The organism is Variovorax sp. 38R (assembly GCF_014843395.1).
Classification (GTDB): domain Bacteria; phylum Pseudomonadota; class Gammaproteobacteria; order Burkholderiales; family Burkholderiaceae_C; genus Variovorax; species Variovorax paradoxus_H.
This window is the reverse complement of the sequence record NZ_CP062121.1, coordinates 6,111,502-6,124,818: the sequence shown is the minus strand read 5'-3', so window position 1 is coordinate 6,124,818 and position 13,317 is coordinate 6,111,502. Positions and strand designations below refer to the sequence as shown.

13 protein-coding genes are annotated in these 13,317 nt (G+C 67.5%); 3 read left to right on the top strand and 10 right to left on the bottom strand.

Features of this window, described 5'->3' with window-relative positions:
- Positions 1–31: 31 nt before the first annotated feature.
- The 7 genes from IG196_RS28470 to IG196_RS28440 form a co-directional block, all read right to left on the bottom strand.
- Positions 32–1,150, bottom strand: coding sequence for a DUF2855 family protein (locus tag IG196_RS28470; protein ID WP_192193956.1), 1,119 nt, complete (start codon positions 1,148–1,150; stop codon positions 32–34).
- A gap of 193 nt (positions 1,151–1,343) precedes the next feature.
- Entirely contained in the window at positions 1,344–1,769 is a 426-nt protein-coding gene (locus IG196_RS28465) for an organic hydroperoxide resistance protein (RefSeq protein WP_062481095.1), read from the bottom strand.
- Between the two features lie 76 nt (positions 1,770–1,845).
- A complete protein-coding gene (locus IG196_RS28460) occupies positions 1,846–2,298 on the bottom strand; it encodes a MarR family winged helix-turn-helix transcriptional regulator (RefSeq protein ID WP_192193955.1) in 453 nt (150 codons plus the stop codon).
- 491 nt (positions 2,299–2,789) lie between these two features.
- Positions 2,790–3,755 (bottom strand): IS110 family transposase, encoded by a 966-nt coding sequence (locus IG196_RS28455; RefSeq protein WP_192193954.1) that lies wholly within the window; start codon positions 3,753–3,755, stop codon positions 2,790–2,792.
- Between the two features lie 405 nt (positions 3,756–4,160).
- Positions 4,161–5,006, bottom strand: a complete 846-nt coding sequence (locus IG196_RS28450) for an ABC transporter permease (protein WP_192193953.1) — start codon at positions 5,004–5,006, stop codon at positions 4,161–4,163.
- A 10-nt stretch (positions 5,007–5,016) separates the two neighbouring features.
- Positions 5,017–5,979: an ATP-binding cassette domain-containing protein gene (locus tag IG196_RS28445; RefSeq protein WP_192193952.1), complete on the bottom strand. Its 963-nt coding sequence runs from the start codon at positions 5,977–5,979 to the stop codon at positions 5,017–5,019.
- 38 nt (positions 5,980–6,017) lie between these two features.
- Positions 6,018–6,908, bottom strand: coding sequence for a LysR family transcriptional regulator (locus IG196_RS28440; RefSeq protein WP_192193951.1), 891 nt, complete (start codon positions 6,906–6,908; stop codon positions 6,018–6,020).
- Positions 6,909–7,028: 120 nt separating this feature from the next.
- Between IG196_RS28440 and IG196_RS28435 the strand changes: the two genes are divergently transcribed.
- On the top strand, positions 7,029–7,682 hold the full coding sequence (locus IG196_RS28435; RefSeq protein ID WP_225617106.1) for a glutathione S-transferase family protein: 654 nt from the start codon (positions 7,029–7,031) through the stop codon (positions 7,680–7,682).
- The gene (locus IG196_RS28430) at positions 7,679–8,644 is read left to right on the top strand and encodes a pyridoxamine 5'-phosphate oxidase family protein (RefSeq protein ID WP_192193949.1); all 966 of its coding nucleotides are present in this window, start codon (positions 7,679–7,681) and stop codon (positions 8,642–8,644) included. Before IG196_RS28435 ends, IG196_RS28430 begins: the two co-directional genes overlap by 4 nt.
- A gap of 1 nt (position 8,645) precedes the next feature.
- On the opposite strand, the gene IG196_RS28425 is transcribed toward IG196_RS28430, so the two are convergent.
- Complete coding sequence (locus IG196_RS28425) at positions 8,646–9,812, bottom strand: cytochrome P450 (protein ID WP_192193948.1); 1,167 nt, start codon at positions 9,810–9,812, stop codon at positions 8,646–8,648.
- 83 nt (positions 9,813–9,895) lie between these two features.
- On the opposite strand from IG196_RS28425, the gene IG196_RS28420 reads away from it, so the two are divergent.
- Positions 9,896–10,591 (top strand): ArsR/SmtB family transcription factor, encoded by a 696-nt coding sequence (locus IG196_RS28420; protein ID WP_192193947.1) that lies wholly within the window; start codon positions 9,896–9,898, stop codon positions 10,589–10,591.
- 12 nt (positions 10,592–10,603) lie between these two features.
- On the opposite strand, the gene IG196_RS28415 is transcribed toward IG196_RS28420, so the two are convergent.
- Both IG196_RS28415 and IG196_RS28410 read right to left on the bottom strand, forming a co-directional pair.
- Entirely contained in the window at positions 10,604–11,626 is a 1,023-nt protein-coding gene (locus tag IG196_RS28415) for a Bug family tripartite tricarboxylate transporter substrate binding protein (protein WP_180838972.1), read from the bottom strand.
- A 124-nt stretch (positions 11,627–11,750) separates the two neighbouring features.
- On the bottom strand, positions 11,751–13,268 hold the full coding sequence (locus tag IG196_RS28410; protein WP_192193946.1) for an AMP nucleosidase: 1,518 nt from the start codon (positions 13,266–13,268) through the stop codon (positions 11,751–11,753).
- Between the last annotated feature and the right edge of the window lie 49 nt (positions 13,269–13,317).

The window sequence follows — 13,317 nt, the reverse complement described above, 5'->3', positions numbered from 1 at the left end:
GGCGATTGTCGCCACACGCGCCCCGTGCCGGTCAGCGAGCGCCCGCTTGTTTGTAAAGCGAAAGGATATGGCCCGTGCGCGGGTCGCCCTTGCCCGCGAGCACCTGCGCGTAGGCGGCCTGCACCGCCTCGCCGCCCAAGTGGTGCTCGGTGTGCAGCCAGGGGTTGTTGGTGTCGGTCACCGTGGCAAGGAAGTGATGCCAGGCGGCCACCATGCGCCGCCCGAACTCGTCGGCGCCCCATTCGGTGGTGCGCTTTTTTATCTGCGCCGGCGCGAAGAACAGTGTGGCGCGCGGGCCGGCCAGGCTCTTGCCCGCACCCTTGGCGGCGAGCTGCTCCACGTGCGTGCCGCCGATCGAGCTGCTGTACTTCAGATTGGCGAAGCGCTCGTGGATCGCGGTGCGCAGCTCGCCGTTGCCGGCGAAGTCGATGTACACGCTCGGGGTGTCGGCGGCGATGCTGTTCAGCGCGTCGTAGGTCACCACGCGGTCGTAGCAGCCCAGGCTCTGGCAGAAGGCCACGTTGGCGGGCGACGTGAGGCCGATCACTTCGATGCCTTCGCGCTGGTGCAGCTGGAAGGCCGTGCCGTAGGCCGTCTTGCTCGACGCGCTCGACAGCAGCATGGTGGTGGCACCGAAGAAATCGTTGTCGGCCATGAAGTCGTCGATGAGCCACGAGGTGATGAACAGCGGGCGCAGCAGCGCCTGCAGGTCTTCGGTGTCGGTGGTGTACAGCGGGTCGGCGTTGCAGCGGAAGTACTGGTTGTAGACCGCGGGCAGCTCGGCGCGGTGCGGCGCCGCGTCGGTGAAGCGCGCGGGCGAGAGCCGGTCGGGGCTGAGCACCGCGCTCGTGGCCATCGGCCAGTAGCCGTAGAGCCGTTCGCCCACGGCCACGCCCGGGTGCAGCGACTGCACCACGCTCGCGAAGCCCCACACCGGGATGCTGCCCCAGCCTTCTTCCTCGGAGGGGAAGAACTGCCAGTAGCTCATCGCATCGCCGAAGGCGGCGTAGGTGATGTTGTTGGAGGTGAGCGCAAAGCTGTCGATGCGCACGCGCACCTGCCCGTCGGCCAGCGGCCGTTCGGTGGTGTCGGTGTGCAGGCGCGCGGTGGCGAGCTGGTCTTTGCGGATCAGGAGGTGGGTGGTGCTCATGGGGTCGATCTCCACGGGTGTGTGTTGAGGACTAGCGGGCGGGACGTGCGGCGACATTAGCCAAGCTTGGTGAAAGGCGCTATCTCGGCGTGCGTTTCGGCGTCACCCGTGAGACAGGGAACACGACGGGCATGAAAAAAGCGCCCCGGCTTGTGGCCGGGGCGCTTTTTTTCATGAAACCGTCAGAGCGGAATCAGACGATCGTCAGTTCGACGTCGATGTTGCCGCGCGTGGCGTTCGAGTACGGGCAGACCTGGTGGGCCGTGTCGACCAGCAGCTTTTTCTGTGCGTCGTCGAGGCCGGGCAGCGAGATCGCCAGTTGCACCGAGATGCCGTAGGCCGCGCCGCCGTTCGTCGGGCCGAGGGAAACCTTCGAGTCGATGGCGACTTCTTCCGGCACCTTGACGCTGATCTTCGGGCCGACGGCCTTCATGGCGCCGATGAAGCAGGCGGCGTAGCCGACCGCGAACAGCTGCTCGGGGTTGGTGCCGGGCTTGCCCGAACCGGGCGAGCTCAGCTTGACGTCGATGGCGCCGTCGCTGGACTTGCCGGCGCCGTCACGGCCGCCGACGGTGTGGGCTTCTGCGGTGTAGAGAACTTTGTCGAGCTTGGTGGTCATGGTGATTTCCTTTGGCTTGGGGGGTGGTGAAAGGGCTTCCTTGGGAGGCCGGGGAGAACTGTGATTGGGTTGTGTGTCAGGCGGCTTTGCGGATGCGGTCGCGCAGAGTCTGGATTTGCTGCGTGAGGGCGATCAGCTCGGGGACGGAGCATTCGGCGGCGGCCATGAGGCAGGCGGGGACGTTGGCGGCGCGGGACTTGAGCTTGCGGCCTGTGGCCGTGAGCATGATGTGCACGCGGCGCTCGTCTGCGACGTCACGGACTCGGGCTACGTAGCCGTTGGCTTCCAAGCGCTTGAGCAGCGGGGTGAGGGTGCCGGAATCTAGGGAGAGACGCTCGCCTAGGGCGGAGACGGTGGGGCCGTCTTGCTCCCAGAGGGCGAGCATCACCAAGTATTGAGGGTAGGTGAGCTGGAGCTTTTCTAGCAACGGCTTGTAGAGGCGGGTCATTGCCAAGGAAGCGGAGTAGACGGCGAAGCAGAGCTGGTTGTCTAGCTTGAGCATCTCGTCTGGTTGGGGTTTCGTTGGCATGGGGGGAATTGTAGTTCGCAATTCAATTGCGTGCAATGTAGTTGTTTTGGGTGACTTGGGATGGTGGTCGTTTTGCTTTCCGAGGCCGGGACTCGCCCCGGCGGGCGACTTACTTTCTTTTGCTTCGCCAAAAGAAAGTAAGCAAAGAAAAGGCGACCCCACTGTCTGCGACCCTCCGCTTCGCTGCGGGCAACCTGCGGTGCTCGCGTTTCGCGGGGTCTCGCAGAACTCGCCTTCGGCTCAAACAGCTGCGAGCCCTGATCCGCGAAACGCTGCGCTCCTCGGCGCAGCCAGAGGGGCTTCGATACCGGACGGGCCTTTGCTTCGCTCGGCCTGGGAACAGCCAATGCAAATTCCAACCGCCGCAGGCGCGAAGCGCCTGCGGCGGCTTCGTGGCCGAGCGCAGCGATGGCACGCTGGTTTCCCAACCCCTCTGTATGCGCCGAGGAGCGCAGCGTTTCGCGGATCAGGGCTCGCAGCTGTTTGAGGTTCTATGTTTTTTGCAAGTCGTTTGTAGGCATCAGACGAGCCGGATCGAACGCGCCATCACCTTTCCAGAGCGCAAACGCCACGCGCAGCAGCTTGCGTCCCAGGATGACGAAAGCCTCCGTGCTCGCGAAGCCTTTGGCCCTGATCGACTCGTACAACAGCTTGAGCGCCTTGCTATGACTCGCCGAGAAGCCCACCAGGTAGATCTGCCGGCGCAACAGCGACGGCCCCTTCTTGCTCAAGCGACGTCTGCCACGCTTGGTGCCCGAGTCATTGGGCCGAGGGTCCAGCCCGCAGTACGCCACCAGCGCATCCGCATTGGCGAACTCGAAGCGACTGAACAACGTCGCCAGCAGCGCCGACGTCTGCGCACCGATGCCCGTGATCGTGCGCAATCTCTGGCATCCGCTACGCAGTCGTGCATCACTGGCGATCCGCTCTTGCACCTTCTCGTCCATCGCGCCCAGCAAGCCATCCACGGCGTCGTACACGCCGCTGGCATCGATGTCTCGAACATCCACGCCGCTCACGATCTGCTTCAAGGCCGAGCGCTGCGTCGCCAGCTGTGCCCGACGGGTGAGCAGGTCCTGCAGCCGCTGCTGCACCGAACTGGCAGGCTGCCAGGGATGCAGATGTTCATGGTGCTCGGCCAGATAGCGGGCAATGACCCCAGCATCCACGCCGTCGGTCTTGGCCCGGGTGCCCAGGGCCCGGGCGTAGAAGTACACGTCGCGCGCGTTGAGCACGTACACCGTCAGACCGGCCTGACTCGCCAGATGAGCCAGCAGGCCGTGATACCGGCCTGTCGATTCCATCGCGATGAGGGCGCCGGGCGGCACCTCTGCCAGCCAGTTGGCAATGCAGGTCGCGTCGTTGCCAACGCTGCGAGGTCGGTGTTCAGGCCCCAGCGAAACGACCAGCTCGGCCTTGGAAACATCCACGCCGATGAACAGGGTGGGTTCTTGCATGACAGCACCTCCAGTCGGACAATTTGCCAAGCTGGGGTGCAGCCCACCGACCACGTTTGCTTACGTCCAGATCGGCGGTCGTCCCGTTCACAACGGGACTCCGCTCAGTTCCTAATCGACGTTGGAAGGTGGGGCGGGAGAAATCTCAAGACTGTCGGTCCGCTGCCGCGGCCGAGTGCGAAGCGAGTCCCTCCACCCCAGCACCTCAACCATACAAGCGAAGCGAGTTTGGGCGAGACCCCGCGAAACGTGAGCACCGCAGGTTGCCCGTAGCGAAGCGCAGGGACGCAGACAGTAGGGTCGCCTTTCTTTTGCCTACGTTTCTTTGGCGAAGCAAAGAAAAGTAGGTCGCCCGCCGGGGCGAGTCCCGGCCTCGGAAAGCAAACCAGACCAGCTACCTAAAAATCACCCCCGAAACCTCTTCCGAGTCAAAGCCAAAGCAACCCAGAAAGCAACAACCGCATACACAACCAACACCCCCGCATGCACCCACCACCCCTCAGGCCACCGATCCATAAACAACGGCCGCACCAAAGCAACAGCATTCGTCAACGGCAACCAGGCAGCCACAGCACGCACAGCAGAAGGCAGTTGCTCCAACGGAAAAAACACCCCACTCAAAAACATCATCGGCGTCATGAACAACGTGAAGTAGTAGGTAAAAAAGTCATACCCCTTAGCCAACGCATTGAAGATCAACGCCACAGAAGAAAACGTGATCCCACACCCAATCAACACCATCCAAGCCACGATCAACTTGGGGCTGTGACTGATCCCCAACCCCAACATCACAAACAAGATCGCAGTCACAGTAAAGATCGACTTGAACGCCGCCCACAGCATCTCGGCGAGCACGATGTCATCCAGCCCCACCGGCGCATTCATGATCCCGTCCCACGTCTTCTGCACATGCATCCGAGAAAACGCCGAATACAGCGCCTCGAAGCTCGCCGCATTCATCGCACTCATGCAGATCGACCCACTCGCCAGGAACAGGATGTACGGCACCTGCGTGCCATCCACCGTCACCTGCCCGACGAGTGCGCCCATGCCATAGCCAAAAGCCACGAGCCAGATCAACGGCTCCGCGATGTTGCCGATCAGGCTCGGCAGCGCGAGCTTGCGCCACACCAGCAGGTTGCGTAGAAACACCGGCCACCATCGCATCGACAGCTCGGGCGCACGCCACACAGAGGGTGAAGGCGGTACAGGTGTCTCGGGAGAAACAGAAGAAGCAGTGGTCGTGTTCATAAAAGAGGGCCTAGCCATCCTGGCGAATCTGCCGGCCAGTGAGCTTGAGGAACAGGTCTTCCAGGTTGGCCGGCCGATGAAAGGTCCGCAGCCCGCCGTGCTGCGTCAACGCGTCGAGTAAACGACGCGCATCCTGCGTGTAGAAGAACACGGTCTCACCACTCACCTCCACGCGCGCAGCCAAAGCCTGCAGCTCGGCAGAGCCCGCCAGCGACAGCGCACCGTTGCCATACACCTCCACCACGTCAGGCTCCAGGTGCTCGGCAATCAGGTCACGCGGACGGCCTTCAGCGATCTTGCGGCCGTGGTCGAGCACCAACAGGCGCGAACACAGACGCTCGGCCTCGTCCATGAAGTGCGTGGTCAACAAGATCGACTTGCCCTGCTGCAGCAGCACCTGCAGCCGCTCCCACATCAGGTGGCGCGCCTGCGGATCGAGCCCGGTGGTGGGCTCGTCGAGCAGCAACAACTTGGGGTCGTTCACCAGCGCACGCGCCAGCGACAGGCGCCGTCGCATGCCGCCCGACAGCTCGCCGGGCTTGGCGTCGGCCTTGTGCGAGAGCGCGGCGAACTCCAGCAGCTGCGGCACGCGTGCGCGCACGTGGGCCTTGCTGAAGCCGAAGTAGCGGCCGTACACCACGAGGTTCTCGGCGCAGCTGAAGTCGGGGTCGAGCGTGTCGAACTGCGACACCACGCCCAGTTGCGCCTTGATGGCCAGCGCGTCGCGCGGCATCTGCAGGCCCAGCGCCTCAATGCTGCCGCCGTCGGGTGCGGTGAGGCCCAGGCACATGCGGATGGTGGTGGTCTTGCCTGCGCCGTTCGGCCCGATCACGCCCAGGCACTCGCCAGGCGCGATCTCGAACGAGAGGTCGTCGACGACCGTGGTCTCACCGTAGCGCTTGCGCAGCCCACGGACCTGGAACAACGGGGAAGAGGAAGAAGAGGGCGAGGAGGGGGGTGTGGGAGATGGCACGCGGCCATTCTGACGCAGCCCGCCGATTGGCGCAGCCGCTACATGCGCAAGCCGCTGAACTCGGTTTTCATCCAGTCGATGAAGGCCCGCGTGCGCGCCGGCAGCAGCCGCGCGTTGGGGTAGATCACGCTCACGGGCCGGGGCGCGGGCTCGTAGTCTTCGAGCACCAGCTGCAGTCGACCCTGCGCCACATACGGCAGCACCTGGTAGGAGAAAAAAGTGCCGAAGCCCATGCCCGCGGCGCAGGCCTCGATGGCGGGCGCGAGGTGGTTGAACTCGAGGCGGTTCTCGGGCGTGACGTACACGGTCTTGCCGCCATCGCGGAACGCCCATTGCGGCGGTGCATCAATGCGCCCGCGCACGCAGGGCACACCGGCCAGGTCGCGCGGATGGCGCGGCACGCCGTGCTGCGCCAGGAACGCGGGGCTGGCCGCCACCACGCGCCGGATGGTGCCCAGCGTCTGCGCCACCAGCGACGAGTCTTCGAGCGGGCTGATGCGGATGCCGACGTCGATGCCCTCTTCGAGCAGGTTCACCGTGCGGTCGTGCAGCCGCACGCTGCAGCGCACCTTCTCATGACGCTGCATGAAACGCACGATGGCGGGCGCCACGTACATGTGGCCGAACAGCACCGGCGCGGTGATGACCAGTTGCCCCGAGGGCTCGCGCGCCTCGGCCTTCAGTGCCTGGTCGGCGGCGTCGGCCGCGAGCAGCACCTCGCGCGCGCTCGGCAGGTAGTGGCGGCCCTCTTCGGTGAGCGACAGGCGCCGCGTGGTGCGGTGAAACAGGCGCACGCCCAGGTGCGCCTCGAGCGCGGCGAGCGCGCGCACCACGGCGGGCAGCGAACTGCCGAGCGCCTCGGCGGCGCGGGTCAGGCTGCCCTGGTCGGCAATCTGCACGAAGGTCTGCATGGCTTTGAAGCGATCCATGGTGCGATTAAACCGGAAAACGCAGCAGTCAAATCCGGCAAAGGCTATTCATTCATTTGGTGGAAGAGAGAAGAATCGAGGGCATACCCACCTGAAGGACTCTTCATGACCGAGAACACGATCACCACCGCCCGTCAGCCGGCCCAGCCCATCAAGCTCTACGGCAACGCCATCTCGGGCCACGTGCACCGCGTGCGTTTCTTTCTCACGGTGCTCGGCCTGCCCTTCGAGATCGTCGAGCTCAACCTGCGCCAGCGCGAGCACCGCACGCCGGAATTCCTGGCGCGCAACCCCTTCGGCCAGGTGCCGGTGATCGAGGACGGCGACGTCACGCTGGCCGACTCCAACGCCATCCTCGTGTACCTCAACGAACGCTATGCCGCCGACCCGGCGCGCTGGATGCCGCGCGACCCGGTGGGCGCGGCGCGCGTGCAGCGCTGGTTCTCGGTGGCGGCCGGCCCGCTGGCCTTCGGGCCTGCGGCGGCGCGCGTGATGGTGCTGTTCGGCCTGGACACCGACCCGACCGAAACCGTCAAGCGCTCGCACGCGCTGCTCGCCGTGATGGAGACCTGCCTGACCGGCCAGGCCTTCCTCGCGGGTCCGTCGGCCACGCTGGCCGACATCGCGAACTACGCCTACGTGGCCCATGCGCCCGAGGGCAGCGTGTCGCTCGACGCGTATCCACAACTGCGCGCCTGGCTGGCGCGCGTCGAAGCCTTGCCGGGGTTCGTGCCGATGGTGCGCACACCGGTCGGCCTGGCGGCGGTCGCATGATCGCCGCACCATTCCACGCGGGCGAGCGCGCGCTGCAGTCGCTCGTGGGTTCGCGCGAGCAGATGGAGGCCATCGGGCCACGCGTGATCCGTGACTACATGCCCGACCAGCACCGCGAGTTCTTTTCGCTGCTGCCGTTCCTCGTCGTTGGCAGCCTCGACGCCGACCTGCAGCCGTGGGCCAGCATGCTCGCGGCGCCCGCGGGCTTTGCGCACTCGCCCGACGCCACGCACCTGCGCATCGATGCGCTGCCGGGCGCCGGCGATCCGCTCACGGGCCAGCTTGCGCCCGGCGCCACGCTGGGGCTGCTGGGCATCCAGCCGCACACGCGGCGGCGCAACCGCATGAACGGCACAGTCGAGGCGCTCGATGCGGCCGGTTTCATGGTCGAGGTGCAGCAGAGCTTCGGCAATTGCCCGCGCTACATCCAGGCGCGCGAGCCGGTGTTTGCGGCACCGCCGGCCAGTGAGCCTGCGGTGCAGTGGCTCGACACGCTCGATCTCGCGGCCGAACGGCTCATCGGTGCCGCCGACACGCTGTTCATCGCCACGGCGTATCCCGACGCTGCGGCGGTCGGCGACGAGGCCGATGTGCGTTCGCACGGTGTCGACGTGTCGCACCGCGGCGGTCGGCCGGGCTTCGTGCGCGTCGATGCGGGCGGCGTGCTCACGGTGCCCGACTTCAACGGCAACCGCTTCTTCAACACGCTGGGCAACCTGCAGGCGCACCCGCGCGCGGGCCTGCTGTTCGTCGATTTCGACACCGGCGAGCTGCTGCACCTGAGCGCCACGGCGGAGATCGTCACGGACGGCCCCGAGGTGGCGGCGTTCGAGGGCGCGGAGCGGCTGATGCGCTTTCATGTCACGCGCGCGTTGCGCCGTCCGGCCGCATTGCCGCTGCGTTGGGGCGAGGCCGCGCTGTCTCCGCACCTGGCGGGCACCGGGCGCTGGGCCGCGCACTGACTCAGTCGAAGACGGGAATGCGTCCGTTGACCGACGGCCGGTAGTGCCACCTGAGCGCATCGAGATCGGGTGCGCTTCGTTGGCGCAACAGCGCTTCAAGGCCAGTAGCGGCCAGCGTGCAAGCCAGCGCTTGCCCGGGACACGCATGCATGCCGTGGCCGAAACCAAGCAGGCGGCGCTGGGCACGCACGGGCATGAAGCGATCGGGCTCGGGGTTGAACGCCGGGTCGCGGTGCGCCGAGGCCAGCAGCACCAGCACCGCATCGCCCGCCGCCAGCGAGGTGCCGGCGATCTCGATGGGCTCGATCGCGAAGCGGCGCGTGTTCTGCACCGACGGGTCGTGGCGCGCCGTTTCTTCGACGATCGCGAGCAGCCCGTCGCGCGTGCGTGCCAGCGGGCGCAGTGCGGGCTCGCGCACCAGTGCGATCAGGCTGTTGCCCAGCAAGCCCGCCGTAGCGTCGCAGGTCTGCGAGAGCAAGCCCACGAGGTTCGCCAGCAGCGCGCGTGAGAGCGGCGCGCTCGCGGCGCTTTCGGCCAGCACCGCCGCCAGCAGCGTGCCGTCGCGCGGCGAGGCGTTCGCGCTCAGGGCTTCGAAGCGGGGCATCAGCTCACCGGCCGCCGCGCTCGCTGCCTGCAACTGATCGGCGTTCGACAGTGGCGAGAGGCAGGCGACGAAGTCGCGCATCCAGCGGTCCACCTGCGGCAGCGACGCGTCGTCGAAGCCGAGCAGGTGCGCCATCGCCCGCACGGGCAGCGAGAACAGCGCATCGGAGAGCTGCGTGTGCGCGGGCAACTGCCGCGCCGCATTGATCGCGGCGGCGTGTGCCGTATGGCGGTCGAGCCCCGCCAGCGCGCGCTGCAACGCCGGCCGGTGCGCCTGGTGCGCCGGGCCGTCGTTCATGCGCACGAGGTGGCCGAACACCTCGCCGGCCGGGCTGCCCACGATCGCGCGCGGCACGGGCTCGGCGGCGGGGCGCACGCGCAGCGCACCGTGGGCCTGCAGCACCTGCGTGACCACATCGGCGCGGCTCGCAACCCACACGCGCAAGCCGTCGTGCCACGCGAGCGGCGGGCCATCACGCAGCGTGGCGTAGTACGGGTACGGGTCGGCATGCGTGGCGGCGGCGACCGGGTCGGCGGGGTGATAAGGGAGCACAGCGGTGGTCATGGCGCGCAGTGTGCGTTCGCAGCCGCCGACACACTTCGGTCGCGAACGAAGTGTAGGATGCGGCGTCGCTTTAGGATGGCCGCATGGACGACACCACCGCTTCCGACTTCCAGCTCGCCCGCCTCGCCGGCGCCATCGCCGAACCGGCGCGCGCCCGCATGCTGAACTGCCTGATGGGCGGCCACGCCCGCACCGCGACCGAACTCGCCACCGTCGCCGAAGTGGCGGCCTCGACCGCGAGCGCGCACCTCGCGCGCCTGAAGGAAGAGCGGCTGGTCGAGGTGCTCGTGCAAGGCAAGCACCGCTACTTCCGCCTGGCCAGCGACGACGTGGCCGCCGCGCTCGAAAGCCTCATGGTGGTGGCCGGCGCGCCGCGCCCTGCGGCCACCGCCTTCCAGCCGAACACGCCGAGCCGCCTGCGCAGCGCCCGCACCTGCTACGACCACATGGCCGGCACCGCGGGCGTCGCGCTGCACGATCGGCTGCATGCGCAGGGCTGGCTCAGCGGACTGGAGAGCGGCTCGTACGAACTCACGCCCGACGGCGCGATCGCGCTGGAAAGCCTGGGCGTCGAGGTCGACGCCGTGCGCCGTTCACGCCGCCGCTTCGCCTGCGCCTGCCTCGACTGGAGCGAACGCCGCCCGCACCTGGGCGGCGCACTCGGGGCCGCGTGGCTGCAGCTGTCGCTGCGGCGCGGCTGGGTGCGGCAGGAGCTCGACGGACGCGCGCTCACGCTGACGCCGAAGGCGCAGCGGGAGATGCCGGAGCTGTTTGCCTGAGGGGGAAGGCGCTCAGGCCTTCAGTTTCAGCAGATAGATCAGCGGGCCAGCCATCGCCGTATCGAGTTCGAGAAAGCTCTCGAAGTCCTTCCCCGCCATCCAGTACGGGTCCCAGTTGTTGCGCTTGATGGTCTTCTGCCAGAGGTCGTGCGTGGTGGCGCGCTGCACCGCCTCGAGCAGCTGGCCGCGGCGGTAGGGCGGCACCTTCTTGCCGGTCATCACGCCGCGCCAGTTGGCCAGGTCGGCGTCCACGCCCTGTTGGCGCACCGACGAAATGCCCTGGAACGGGTGCTTGGACGACACGCCGATGGCGCGCAGCTTGCCGTTCGCGATGTGCTCGGCGAACTCGCTGTAGCCCGAGATGCCGGCCGCGGCCTTGCCCGTTTCGAGCGCTTCGACCACCTGTGCGCCGCCCGGGTGCGGCTGGTAGTTCAGCGACGCCGAGGCGCCGGCCACGCGCGCCAGCATGCCGGCGAACATGTGGTCCACGCCGCCGGCCGAGCCGCCCGCGATGACCGTGTTGGCGGCATCGGCGCGCAGCTGGGCGATGAGGTCCTTGGGGGTCTTGATGGGCGAGTCGGCCTTGACGGCGACCACCTCGTAGTCGCTGGTGAGCCGCGCCACGGGCGACACGTGCGCCAGCGTGACGGCGGGCTTCTGCAGCGCGACCGCGCCGACCATCACCATGCCGCTGACCAGCAGCGCCTCGGGGTCGGCGTCGTACTTCTCGACGTACTTGGCGAGCCCGATGGTGCCGCCCTTGCCGCCGATGTTCTCGTAGGTGACGGTGCCCACGGCGCCCGAGGCCAGCAGGGCGGCGCCGAGGGCGCGGCCGGTCTGGTCCCAGCCGCCGCCTTCGTTCGCGGGAATGACGATGCGCAGCTTGCTGCTCAGCGGCGCGTCGGCCGCGCGCGCATTGCCGGCCCACAGCGCGGCCTGGCCCGCACCGGCGGCAGCGGCCGAGGCTGCCAGCCAGGTGCCGAAACGGCGGCGGGACAGGGGAAGGGCGGCTGCAGGTGGCGAAGACGGGCGCATCGTGTTTCCGGTTGTGTACGTGACAGCCAATGATGTCCGCGAAACAAGGCCAACACGCCCTCACCCTCACAGGGAGAAACCCTGAGGGAAAGCAAAGGAAAAGCAAGGGGAAACGCGTCGGAGCCTACTGGAAAGCCACTTCCGCGAAGCTTCGCAGCTTGCGGCTGTGCAGCCGGGTCGTGCCTTCCTCGCGCAGGATCTCGATGGCGCGCATGCCGATGCGCAGGTGCTGCTCCACGCGCTCGCGGTAGAAGTGGTTGGCCATGCCGGGCAGCTTGATCTCGCCGTGCAGCGGCTTGTCGCTCACGCACAGCAGCGTGCCGTAGGGCACCCGGAAGCGGAAGCCGTTGGCCGCGATGGTCGCGCTTTCCATGTCCAGCGCCACGGCGCGGCTCTGGCTGAAGCGGCGCTGCGGCTGGTTGGCGGGCAGCAGTTCCCAGTTGCGGTTGTCGGTGCTGGCCACGGTGCCGGTGCGCATGATCTTCTTCAGCTCGGGTCCTTCGCACTTCGTGACGTCGGCCACCGCCTGCTCGAGCGCGAGCTGGATTTCCGACAGTGCCGGAATCGGCACCCACAGCGGCAGCTCTTCGTCGAGCACGTGGTCTTCGCGCACGTAGGCGTGGGCCAGCACGTAGTCGCCCAGCTGCTGCGTGTTGCGCAGGCCGGCGCAGTGGCCCAGCATCATCCAGGCGTGCGGGCGCAGCACGGCGATGTGGTCGGTGATGGTCTTGGCGTTGGCCGGACCGACGCCGATGTTCGTCATGGTGATGCCGCTGTAGTCCTCGCGCACGAGGTGGTAGGCCGGCATCTGCGGCAGGCGCGGCGGCGCGGTGCCCTGGCTGCCGTCCAGCAGGTGGGCGAAGGTGTCGCTGTGGCCCGCGGCCAGCCCACGCCGGCGCGTGATCACGTTGCCGGGCTCGATGAAGGCGATGTACTCGCTGTTCTCGTCGGCCATGGCTTCGTGGCCCAGGCGCACGAACTCGTCGATGTAGAACTGGTAGTTGGTGAACAGCACGAAGTTCTGGAACCACTCGGGCGCCGTGCCCGTGTAGTGGCGCAGGCGGTGCAGCGAGTAGTCGACGCGCGCCGCCGTGAACAGCGACAGCGGCTGCGGCTCGCCGGGCAGCGCCTCGAAGGTGCCGTTGGCAATGCCGTCGTCCATGGCGCCCAGGTCGGGCAGGTCGAACACGTCGCGCATGAGGGCGCGGCGCTCGGCGCTCATCGTGCCTTCGATGTGGTCGTTCTCAGCGAACGAGAAGTGGATGGGAATGGGCTGCGTGCTGGTGCCCACCTCGAGCTCGACCTGGTGGTTTTCGAGCAGCAGGCGGAACTGGTCGAGGTAGTAGCGTGAGAACAGATCGGGCCGCGTCAGCGTGGTCTCGTAGCGGCCGGGGCCGGCCACGAAGCCGTAGCTCAGGCCGGCGTTGGCCGGCGGCGTGTGGCGCGACACCGTGTGCGTGTGCACCCGCACGAACGGGTAGCAGGCCCGCACCCGGCCCGGCAGCGCCTCGCCGGCCACAAAGCGCAGCATCGATTCGCGCAGGTGGGCGAGCCCGCCCTGGTAGATGGCTTTGACCTGGTCGAGCGCCTCGGCGGCGTCGGTGAAGCGGGCGGGAGCGACGAAGGTGGGCATGTAGGGCATGGCGTCATTGTGCAGTGCGGGCGTGACGCGTGGGCGGTCGCCGCGCGGC

What these genes read in the sequence shown, in the direction of transcription:
- IG196_RS28420 (WP_192193947.1), top strand. Translation starts at nt 9,896, where the DNA reads ATGGACGACACCACCGCTTCCGACTTCCAGCTCGCCCGCCTCGCCGGC.
- IG196_RS28450 (WP_192193953.1), bottom strand. Translation starts at nt 5,006, where the DNA reads ATGAACACGACCACTGCTTCTTCTGTTTCTCCCGAGACACCTGTACCG.
- IG196_RS28455 (WP_192193954.1), bottom strand. Translation starts at nt 3,755, where the DNA reads ATGCAAGAACCCACCCTGTTCATCGGCGTGGATGTTTCCAAGGCCGAG.
- IG196_RS28465 (WP_062481095.1), bottom strand. Translation starts at nt 1,769, where the DNA reads ATGACCACCAAGCTCGACAAAGTTCTCTACACCGCAGAAGCCCACACC.
- IG196_RS28410 (WP_192193946.1), bottom strand. Translation starts at nt 13,268, where the DNA reads ATGCCCTACATGCCCACCTTCGTCGCTCCCGCCCGCTTCACCGACGCC.
- IG196_RS28430 (WP_192193949.1), top strand. Translation starts at nt 7,679, where the DNA reads ATGATCGCCGCACCATTCCACGCGGGCGAGCGCGCGCTGCAGTCGCTC.
- IG196_RS28460 (WP_192193955.1), bottom strand. Translation starts at nt 2,298, where the DNA reads ATGCCAACGAAACCCCAACCAGACGAGATGCTCAAGCTAGACAACCAG.
- IG196_RS28415 (WP_180838972.1), bottom strand. Translation starts at nt 11,626, where the DNA reads ATGCGCCCGTCTTCGCCACCTGCAGCCGCCCTTCCCCTGTCCCGCCGC.
- IG196_RS28440 (WP_192193951.1), bottom strand. Translation starts at nt 6,908, where the DNA reads ATGGATCGCTTCAAAGCCATGCAGACCTTCGTGCAGATTGCCGACCAG.
- IG196_RS28425 (WP_192193948.1), bottom strand. Translation starts at nt 9,812, where the DNA reads ATGACCACCGCTGTGCTCCCTTATCACCCCGCCGACCCGGTCGCCGCC.
- IG196_RS28470 (WP_192193956.1), bottom strand. Translation starts at nt 1,150, where the DNA reads ATGAGCACCACCCACCTCCTGATCCGCAAAGACCAGCTCGCCACCGCG.